Genomic DNA, 9,572 nt, shown 5'->3' with positions numbered 1-9,572 from the left:
AAGGGTGAGACCCCACAGTGCGCAAGCACGAGGAGGCTCACCAGCCGCCCGCGGAAAGCGAAGTATATTTCCGGAGCGGCGCATCTCAGCCTCCACTTATTATGTAATTCCCCCCGCTCAAATAAGTAATTTCTACTAATTACCAAAAAAGGCTTGATTCAGACAAGCCAAACGTTGTATATTACGATTCGTTATGTTTGATAAATCGCACCCCATGCAATACTAGAAATAGGTTATAAACTAAAAGGAGTTACAAGACACTTATGAAACTTGGTGCTCGAATATTCAAGACAGGGCTGGCAGTCATGCTATCCCTATATCTAGCGATGTGGGTAGGACTCGAACCACCTATGTTCGCGGCACTTGCGGCAGCTATCGCCGTACAGCCCTCTTTATACCGAACGTTTCAAACGATTTTAGAGCAACTACAAGCCAATATCATCGGCGCCGTTCTTGCTGTTATTTTCGTCATGACATTTGGTCACGATCCCTTCGTCGTTGGATTAGTCGTTGTTCTAGCGATCGCAATCATTTTAAAAGTAAAGCTTGAACCAACAACGATTCCGTTAGCGATCGTAACGGTCATCATTATTATGGAAAGTCCCTCAACGGATTTTATTCAATTTGCTACCGGGCGATTTACGCTTGTTCTTTTAGGCGTAGTCGCGGCTTTCATTATTAATTTAGTGTTTATACCACCAAGGTACGAAACAAAGCTTTATCACAAGCTTGTTCAATCAACCGAGGAGATCAATCAATGGACGATGCTGTTCATTCGCAACGCCGCAGATCACCGCGCACTCAAAAAAGATTTGCAAAGACTCGAAGAAAAAATGGTTAAGCTTGAGAACTTATTTTTACTTTATAAAGAAGAACGTAATTATTTTATGCGCAATAAATACGGCAAGGCTCGGAAAGTCGTTCTGTACAGGCAAATGCTTGTTACTTCCAAAAAGTCATTGTTTGTTTTGAAAAGCTTAGAACGACGTTCAGATGAGATTTCTCTCATTCAAGAAGAAACTCACAAGAGATTTGAAAAACAATTAGATTATTTAACTTCCTATCATGATCGGATCTTACTTCGGTATATAGGTAAAGTCCATGCGAATCATTCCGAGGACTTAATTGAGACAATGGATAAAGGAAAAGAAGAGTTACTTAATTATTTTATCAGTCTTCAAAACCACTCGTGCATTGATTATGATCAATGGCTCCATCTTCTCCCTGTTGTATCGCAAATGATTGAATACCAAGAACAACTAGCGCATTTAGATCATTTAGTTGATAGCTTTTTCAACTATCATCAAGATAAAAATGAAGTGAACATTAAAACAATCGAAGAAGAATAAGAAAAGGGTTATTTCAAGTTCATAGTTGAAATAACCCTTTTTCTTATTTAATTCAATTGCTGAACTTCAAATAACTTTTTGTAACTTCCTTCTCGACTCATTAACTCGTCATGACTTCCTACTTCTGCGATTTCACCGTTTTCAATTACCACAATTCGGTCTGCGTGGGTAATCGTTGATAGCCGGTGGGCGACGATAAACGTAGTTCGGTCTTTAGCAAGCTTCTCCATCGCTTCTTGAATTAAATGCTCACTCTCAAGATCTAGAGCTGAAGTCGCTTCATCAAAGATGAGAATCGGTGGATTTTTCAAGAATACCCTAGCAATCGCTACACGTTGCTTCTGCCCTCCAGATAACTTGACTCCTCTTTCTCCGACTTCTGTGTCATACCCATTTAGAAGCTTAGTAATGAAGTCATGCGCATTTGCTGCTTTCGCTGCGGCAAAAACCTCTTCATCACTAGCATCCGGACGTCCCATTAATATGTTCTTTTTTACCGAATCACTAAAGAGGATATTGTCTTGCAACACCATACCAATGTTATCGCGCAATGTACGCACTTTATAATTTTTAATATCTACTCCGTCTAACAGAATCTGTCCTGAAGTTACATCGTAAAAGCGGGGAATCAAGCTAATAATCGTACTTTTTCCTCCACCGCTCATTCCAACAAAAGCGATCGTCTCACCTTGCTTAACGGTCAAGTTATATTTGTTAAAACAGGCTTTTCATCTTCGTTATATTGAAACGTAACATTCCTAAATTCAAGATCTCCCTCTGCTTTTTGCAGCGGTTTCGAATTCGGTTCATCTTCAATATCATATTTCTCATCAATAAACTCAAACACACGATCCATCGAAGCAATTGCTTGTGTCAGCGTTGTCGATGAGTTGATTAGCCTTCTTAACGGTCCGTACAGTCGCTCCATATAAAGAACAAAGGCGGTCATCGCACCGACCTCTAGCTGACCGGTTATAACAAAATAACCCGCAACGAATATAACAAGCAATGGCGCCACGTCCGTAATCGTATTTACTACAGCGAACGTTTTAGCATTCCATTTTGTGTGATCAATTGCTCTATCAAGAAAGTGTGTATTTCGTTTCGCAAATTGCGTTTGTTCATGATCTTCAAGCGCGAAGCTTCGGATCACACTCATTCCTTGTACTCGTTCATGAAGATGTCCTTGTACTTCAGCTAATGCTTGCGAGCGAACTCTTGTAAGGTGACGTAATCTTGCGTAAAAGTATTTCACTGAGAAACCGTAAAACGGAAACATCGAAATAGCGACAAGTGTCAGCCAAACATTTAGATTTAACATAATAATAATTGCAATAATGATCGTAATTAAATCTAACCAAATATTCATTAATCCTGTAATAACAAAATTCTTTGTTTGCTCAACATCGTGAATGACTCTTGAGATAATTTCTCCAACTTTACGATTAGAGTAAAATTTCAAGCTTAGCTTTTGGATATGTGTAAACAGCTGATCACGAATGTCGTAGAGCACCCTGCTTCCAATCCACTGCGCATAATATTGGCGGAAGTACTCAACTGGCGGCCTAACTATTACAAATAACACAAACATGATCGCCATGATTTTTAACAGTAAAGCTATTTTCTCATCTTGCGCTAATGCAGTCGCAAAGATAATATCGTCAATCACATACATCATCACTAACGGCAGTAAAAGCGGTATGCCGAATTTAAGTATTCCGATCAAAATGGTGATAATAATTTCTTTCCAGTAAGGTTTTACGAAAGCCATATAACGCTTGATACTGTCCAGTTCGCCACCCCCTCTTTTTTAGAAACGAATCGGAACTTGCGTCATCTTATCTATTTTTCTTCTCTCTTCAACCTTTATGTACCTTAATTCAAGACAAAAGCCTGACAATGAATGGAACAATTCGTTCACGTATCACGGTCAGACCTTTATGTTAACGATATTGAAGAAAACGTTCATACCAATTTTCAACAAACTGTGGCGCAAACGGCCCTTTTCTTTGATGAATCCATGAAATCAATTCATCAACACTTCTTTTTAAAATATCATCTACTGCTGGTGGGTAGTTCATGATCTTTCTGTGCAAATCATATTCATCTTCATCCAAGAGCTTAAAGGTCATGTCTGGAAACACCTTGATATCTAAATCATAATCAATATACTTTAGGGCTTCGCTGTCCCAAGTAAAAGGTGAACCAAGGTTGCAATAGTAATAAATACCATCTGATCGAATCATACCGATTGTATTAAACCATTGTTCGGAATCAAAATAACAAATAGCCGGCTCACGTGTTCTCCAATTTCTACCATCCGATTCCTTGACGAGAATCCGGTCATTTCCTCCAATTACAACCTTTGACGTCCCTTTAAGCACAATTGTTTCTTCCCAAATGCGATGAATCAATCCATTGTGTTTATAACTATGGATTTGAATATTGCTTCCTACTTTGGGAAAATTCATAGCTTACTCCCTTCTTTGCCAGAATGTCGGACGTCAGTAGGTAGAGCAGTTTGAACCTTGTCCTACTCTATTCTCTACTTTCCATTACTACATCTAAATCACTTATATTACATACAGTCTATTCTATTATAACGTTTTTTTACTTATATTGAAACTTCAAGGATAAAAAGATTCAATATAAGCAAAAAAAAGCACTCTTTGGACGTTTTGCCAAAGAGTGCTTTTAAGAAAATGCAATTACTGTTGCTTGTAAGAAGAATTCTGTTGCTTACGAGCTTCAGATTGAGCATTTTGCTGACGTACTTCTTGTACATCAGTTTCGCTAGCAAATTCTGTATCGTAGCTATTGCCTTGAGCAGAAGCAGCGTTTTGTTTTCTAACTTGTTGAGCGTTTGTCTTAGACGCTTGTTGTTGTTGTCTATCCATGTTTATCACCTCCACGACATTAAGATGTCCTGTGGTGAATTACTTTATGCAATTAAATCATTAAATTTTTTAAGCGAGTAGAGAAATTCCACCATCGACAATGATTGTCTGCCCTCGAATCATGTTGGCTTCTTTAGATAATAAAAACATAACTGTGTTAGCTAAATCCTCTGCCTCAACAATTCGACCTGCAGGAGTTCTCGCAGCAGCATCTGCCAACAATTCTTCTCTGTTAGGGAAGTGAGTCAACGCATCGGTATCAACTGCTCCACCTGATACCGCGTTCACGACGATGCCTTTTTCAGCTAGTTCTACTGCCAAATAACGAGTTAACGCTTCTACCGCTGCCTTCGAAACTCCAACTGTCGTATAATTTTTCAAATAACGAATTGAACCAAGTGAGCTTAAGCTTACGATTTGGCCGCCACCCGTTTTTTCCATGCGCTTCGCTGCTTCCTGCGCACAAAAAAGTAACGCTTTACTATTGATATCCATGGTCCAATCCCAGTGACTTTCCTCAAGCTCCATTAACGGACGAAGCACACCAGAAGCCGCGTTATTTACTAAAATATCTAAACGACCATATTCCTCATCTATTTTTGCAAATAATTCCTTAATTTTTTCTGGCTTCCCAACATTCGCTTTAACAACCAAAGCTCTTTGGCCTAGCACCTCTATTTCACTAGCTGTATCTAGTGCAGCTTGTTTACTTCTCGCATAATTAATAACAAGATCGTACCCACGTTCAGCTAACTTTATCGCAATCATCTTCCCAATTCCACGACTACTCCCTGTTACAAGTGCCACTTTCCGTTCCATCTAAACACCCTCCAAATTTTTCATATTGTTATTATTATATCGTATAGCTCGCTGATCGAACAGGAACACTACTCATAAAACCATTCAAGGGGGAATTAGAATGTATGTAGGTAGAGACATGACTGAACTTACGATGATGTCAATTGATCAGTGGAGCGATAAAGAACTAGCTTATTTTCACCACGGCCTTCAACAAATGACACCATATTTAAATTCAGAAGGCGTGAGCATCCACCGCGAGATCATCCGTGAGATTGAAGCTCGTGGCGGTTTACATCAAGAAGCGACTTGGACACAAGGAACGAAACCTCATTACGATTGAAGACGAGAGATTTTCTCGTCTTTTTTTCTCGCTTCCTTTTGATCAAGTGAAAGTTATTTTCATTTTCCGAATAGTCGTTTACTATTATAGATAAGATAAAATCATTTTTTTCAAAAGGAGAGATACATAAATGAAAGCGGTTATCTATGAAGCTTATGGGGATCCAAATGTCTTAAAAGTTGCTGAAATTGAAAAACCTTCGATTAAGCCAAATCAAGTGTTAGTTAATGTAAAAGCTAGTGGAATCAATCCTGTTGATACCTATTTCAGAAAAGGGATCAGACAAGTTGAGGCCTTCCCGAATGTTCCTCATTTTGATTTAGCAGGAGAAGTAGTTGAAGTTGGTAATGCCGTGGATTCTGTTCAAGTCGGAGACCGAGTATGGGCAACGAATGCGAAAGGCGCATCAGCCGAATTCGTCGCTCTTAACTCAGAAGCCGTCTTCCCTCTTCCAGCTCATCTTTCCTATGAAGACGGAGCTGCACTCGCGATGCCTTATATGACTGCTTATCTTTCTTTGTTTAACAGAGGTAACCTTAAGGAAGACGAAACGGTTTTAGTGTACGGAGCAGCCGGAGCTGTCGGACACGCAGCCGTGCAACTAGCTAAAAACGCAGGCGCTACCGTTATCGCAACAGCAAGCAACAAAGAAAAAGCTCAAATTGCGAAAGATGCTGGAGCTGACCACGTTATTAACTACACGGAAGAAGACCTCGTTAAACAGGCTCTAGAAGTGACAGATCAAAAAGGCGTCTCTCTAATTTTAGACATGTCTGTAAGTGAAAACATGGAGAAGAACCTTGAAATGATTCAACTAACAGGCCGAATCATCACGATCGGATCACCTGTAAACAACATGCCTCCTCTATTATGGAGACAACTAAATATGAAACACGCCTCATTAACTGGAGTCCTTTTGTTTACTGCTCCACCGGCTGAGCTAAAAGAAGCTGGAAAGGCAATCTCAAAAGGATTTTCAGAAAACCTGTTCCGAAGTCACGTAGGGAAAGTGTTCTCCTATCAAGAAGCCGCTGCCGCTCACGAAACTCTTGAGTCTAAGACTGTGAATGGGCGGATTATTTTATCTCATGAAGGTTAGATCGGAAGTATGGACCGTCAAATTTTATGCCAATTTGACGGTCCTTTTTTGTTTGAAAACACAGAAAGATGGAGCTTTCGCTAATAACGAGATAAGAGTGCTTGTGACAAGAAATAAATAACTAATACCTTTAATGCTTTCGCGAATAAATTTGAGTACGCTAATAAAAATTGAAATTCGCTATTATATTTTCGTTTTCACTAATAAAAATCGGATATCGCTAATATATTTTCGTTTTCGCTATTATTTTGGCGTTTTCGCTATTAAGTGAATTTTTAACTCTTACAGAGGCCCGTTTCCTATCAGCATCCCCAGCTTTAACTAAAACTTTCAAAATAAGATCAAACTAACCCGGGAAAACTATGTAGTAACCTTATTTTTGAAAGGAGCTTTTTACAATGGAAGAAAAACAATTGTACTACGTTAATTTAAACCCAATTAGCATGGACGTTATCAACCCAACTCCAGTTAACGATGGACAATTAATTGAATATGAAATCGAAGCAACGGAAGCAGAAAAAAAAGCGTTTGAAGATCTATTACATGAAGTACAATCCCATGATGTTGAACTAGGAAACTTATTCAGTTTCAGACATTTTGATGATGAAAAAGTCGACCGCGATCGAAACGAGTATCAACGCGGCTTAAACGATGTTTTCGAGGAAATTTACAGGCTCGGTACACCCATAACAAAGGAAAGAATAAAAGAAATTCATATGATTAACGACGATGCTTATCCAGTGAGCGATAAGGATGAAACGGATACAAATCTATAGTAAACCTCACGAAAAAGCCTTGAGAAAAGTCTAAACACTTCTCTCAAGGATTTTTAGGCATGCTTAGAAATTCGATTTCGACTGACCACCATCAACGTTAAGGGTAGCTCCAACAACCCAACTAGCCTTCTCAGATGCTAAAAACACTACAACATTTGCGATCTCCTCCACCGTACCAAAACGTCCTGCTGGAATTTCATCTTTTACAAAGTTGTTAATTTTCTCAGGATTCTCCTCCAGCCTTCTTTGCCAATTACCTGAAGGATGCAAAATCGAACCAGGAGCCACTCCATTTACGCGAATCCCATCTTTAATAACCTCATCCGCAAGCGATTTAGTAAAACTGATCATCGCGGCCTTCGCGCTATTATAAGTAACTTTCCCCCCGGATTCCCGGCCAAAAACAGAAGAAATGTTAATAATGCTACCGGCTTGTTTATCCTTCATGTAAGGCAACACCAATTTACTAAAATGAACCGCTGAAAAATAATTCAATTCAAAAGCTTCATGAAAAAGATCAAGGTCAGTCTCAGCTGTTGTAGAGCCGTTGCTTCCGCCAACATTGTTAACTAAAATATCGATCGTTCCAAAGTGTGAGATTACTATTTGAACAACCTCTTCCCTATCTTTTTGATCATATAAATCAGCTTGAATCGTGAGAACATCTTTCAATAAAGATTTGGCCGTATTTAAAGCATCTTCACCTCTAGCTACAATCGCTACTTTAGCGCCCTCTTTTATAAAGCTTTCCGCAATTCCAAGACCGATTCCTTTTGAACCGCCCGTTACAAGTACTACTTTATCCTTCAAATTTAAATCCATTACACTTCCTCCCTCATTGCGGCTAAGACAGACTGTTGGATAATCTTCTGATGTGAGACTGGAAAGCATATTGCTCAATCTCACTCGTTTTAACCCACTTTCTCGTAGCCGTTTCTGCGCTTGCCTTACCGGTCACAACTGCCTCATACACATTGATATTCCATATTAAATGTGAAAAAACATGCTCCACTTGTTGAATCTGGCCACCAACCTTAATCGAAACATCAAAATCCTCAAGCATCATCTTGCTTAAGATTTCTTCTTGGTTATCGCCTATGTTCGTTTCAATATTTGGCACCTGCCATAACCGTGCGAGTAAGCCTGTTTCAGGTCTTTTCTCAATTAAAACTTCATTCTTTTCGTTTCTAACAACAACTGCAGCCATTTGTTTGGACGTTTGTTTTTTCTTTTTCGATTTTATCGGTAACTCGGCTTGTACCCCTTTTTGATTGGCTCTGCAATGTTCTCTGACAGGACACAATAAACAGCCTGGCGAAGTTGGCGTACAAATTAAAGCACCAAGCTCCATTAGTCCTTGATTAAAGGCAGATGGGTTTTCTTTAGAAACCAACTCATATAAAATCTTTTCGAAGATCTTTCTCGTTGCTGGCTTAGCAATGTCTTCTTCAATAATAAAAATTCTTGAGAGCACACGCATCACGTTTCCATCAACAGCCGGTTCTGGCTTCCCGTAAGCTATACTTAAAATGGCTCCAGCCGTATAAGGACCTACTCCTTTTAACGTCGAGATTTCCTCTCTAGTGTCAGGAACAACTCCATTGTATTTTTCAACGACTTCTCTAACAGCTGTTTGTAAATTCCGAACACGCGAATAATACCCTAACCCTTCCCACGCCTTAAGAATCCGGTCTTCCTCCGCTTCGGCTAATGCTTCAGCAGTCGGAAATTCACGCATAAAAGCTTGGTAATAAGGGATTACGGTTTCCACTCTCGTTTGTTGTAGCATGATTTCAGACACCCAAACTCTGTAAGCATCTTTTGATTCTCGCCACGGTAAATCTCTTTGGTTTTCTAAAAACCAATTAACTAAATCAATTTGAAATCCTGTACTGTTAAAATCTCTAAGGTGTTGTTGTTCCATTTTGCCTATTCCTTTCTTTGAAAGGCCCAACAATGTATCTTCTCTGCTCCGCCCTCAATAAAAGGGACAATCTTGCCGAAGATAGAATGATCTTCCTGCCTCCGCAATTTCTTCAGTATTTGGTAATGCGAAGTCGTCGGAACCTCATACATCTCCACATAAAGAAACGGCTGATCCTCCGCAACATACCACTGAATATTCTCCGCTTCATAATCAACCAAATAAGCAAGCACATCTTTCATGGCCAATTCATACTCTTTAATGTTATCTTCCTTAACTTTATATTCCATAAAAATCTGTAAAGGTTTCGTCATTTTTTCCAATCTCCCCTTTTTAATAACTAACAATTCGGGTATAAATAAACTATATCATAGTTCCACCAAATA

10 protein-coding genes and 1 pseudogene are annotated in these 9,572 nt (G+C 39.3%); 4 read left to right on the top strand and 7 right to left on the bottom strand.

The genetic code is table 11. The annotated features are described in order from the left end of the window. Nucleotides 1-263: 263 nt before the first annotated feature. Nucleotides 264-1,349 carry an FUSC family protein gene (locus JCM9157_RS22130; protein WP_035668465.1) on the top strand — a complete coding sequence of 362 codons (1,086 nt, stop codon included), beginning with the start codon at nt 264-266 and terminating at the stop codon, nt 1,347-1,349. Nucleotides 1,350-1,396: 47 nt separating this feature from the next. On the opposite strand, the pseudogene JCM9157_RS22125 reads toward JCM9157_RS22130, so the two are convergent. The 4 genes and pseudogenes from JCM9157_RS22125 to fabL all read right to left on the bottom strand — a co-directional run bounded on the left by JCM9157_RS22125 (nt 1,397) and on the right by fabL (nt 5,065). Then, nucleotides 1,397-3,141 (bottom strand): annotated as a pseudogene (locus JCM9157_RS22125) (ABC transporter ATP-binding protein). Nucleotides 3,142-3,292: 151 nt separating this feature from the next. Then, nucleotides 3,293-3,820 carry a nucleoside tri-diphosphate phosphatase gene (gene ntdP, locus JCM9157_RS22120; RefSeq protein ID WP_035668463.1) on the bottom strand — a complete coding sequence of 176 codons (528 nt, stop codon included), beginning with the start codon at nt 3,818-3,820 and terminating at the stop codon, nt 3,293-3,295. A 237-nt stretch (nt 3,821-4,057) separates the two neighbouring features. Then, complete coding sequence (locus tag JCM9157_RS22115; protein WP_035668460.1) at nt 4,058-4,246, bottom strand: gamma-type small acid-soluble spore protein; 189 nt, start codon at nt 4,244-4,246, stop codon at nt 4,058-4,060. Nucleotides 4,247-4,315: 69 nt separating this feature from the next. Further along, nucleotides 4,316-5,065, bottom strand: a complete 750-nt coding sequence (fabL, locus tag JCM9157_RS22110) for an enoyl-[acyl-carrier-protein] reductase FabL (protein ID WP_035668458.1) — start codon at nt 5,063-5,065, stop codon at nt 4,316-4,318. Between the two features lie 100 nt (nt 5,066-5,165). On the opposite strand from fabL, the gene yfhS reads away from it, so the two are divergent. From yfhS to JCM9157_RS22095, 3 genes are all read left to right on the top strand, one after another. Then, complete coding sequence (gene yfhS / locus JCM9157_RS22105; protein ID WP_035668456.1) at nt 5,166-5,387, top strand: mother cell protein YfhS; 222 nt, start codon at nt 5,166-5,168, stop codon at nt 5,385-5,387. A 130-nt stretch (nt 5,388-5,517) separates the two neighbouring features. Further along, nucleotides 5,518-6,486, top strand: a complete 969-nt coding sequence (locus tag JCM9157_RS22100) for an NADPH:quinone reductase (protein ID WP_035668453.1) — start codon at nt 5,518-5,520, stop codon at nt 6,484-6,486. 398 nt (nt 6,487-6,884) lie between these two features. After that, nucleotides 6,885-7,262 carry a hypothetical protein gene (locus JCM9157_RS22095; RefSeq protein WP_052013315.1) on the top strand — a complete coding sequence of 126 codons (378 nt, stop codon included), beginning with the start codon at nt 6,885-6,887 and terminating at the stop codon, nt 7,260-7,262. Between the two features lie 63 nt (nt 7,263-7,325). On the opposite strand, the gene JCM9157_RS22090 is transcribed toward JCM9157_RS22095, so the two are convergent. The 3 genes from JCM9157_RS22090 to JCM9157_RS22080 are packed head-to-tail and all read right to left on the bottom strand — an operon-like array spanning nt 7,326 to nt 9,500. After that, nucleotides 7,326-8,084 carry an SDR family NAD(P)-dependent oxidoreductase gene (locus JCM9157_RS22090; RefSeq protein ID WP_035668451.1) on the bottom strand — a complete coding sequence of 253 codons (759 nt, stop codon included), beginning with the start codon at nt 8,082-8,084 and terminating at the stop codon, nt 7,326-7,328. A gap of 22 nt (nt 8,085-8,106) precedes the next feature. Next, complete coding sequence (gene mutY, locus JCM9157_RS22085) at nt 8,107-9,186, bottom strand: A/G-specific adenine glycosylase (RefSeq protein WP_081734292.1); 1,080 nt, start codon at nt 9,184-9,186, stop codon at nt 8,107-8,109. Nucleotides 9,187-9,191: 5 nt separating this feature from the next. Beyond that, complete coding sequence (locus tag JCM9157_RS22080) at nt 9,192-9,500, bottom strand: hypothetical protein (protein ID WP_035668449.1); 309 nt, start codon at nt 9,498-9,500, stop codon at nt 9,192-9,194. Between the last annotated feature and the right edge of the window lie 72 nt (nt 9,501-9,572).

Origin of the sequence: Halalkalibacter akibai JCM 9157 (genome assembly GCF_000513135.1) — a bacterium.
In the GTDB taxonomy this organism is placed as follows: domain Bacteria; phylum Bacillota; class Bacilli; order Bacillales; family Bacillaceae_D; genus Halalkalibacter; species Halalkalibacter akibai.
This window is presented reverse-complemented; position numbering and strand designations above follow the sequence as displayed.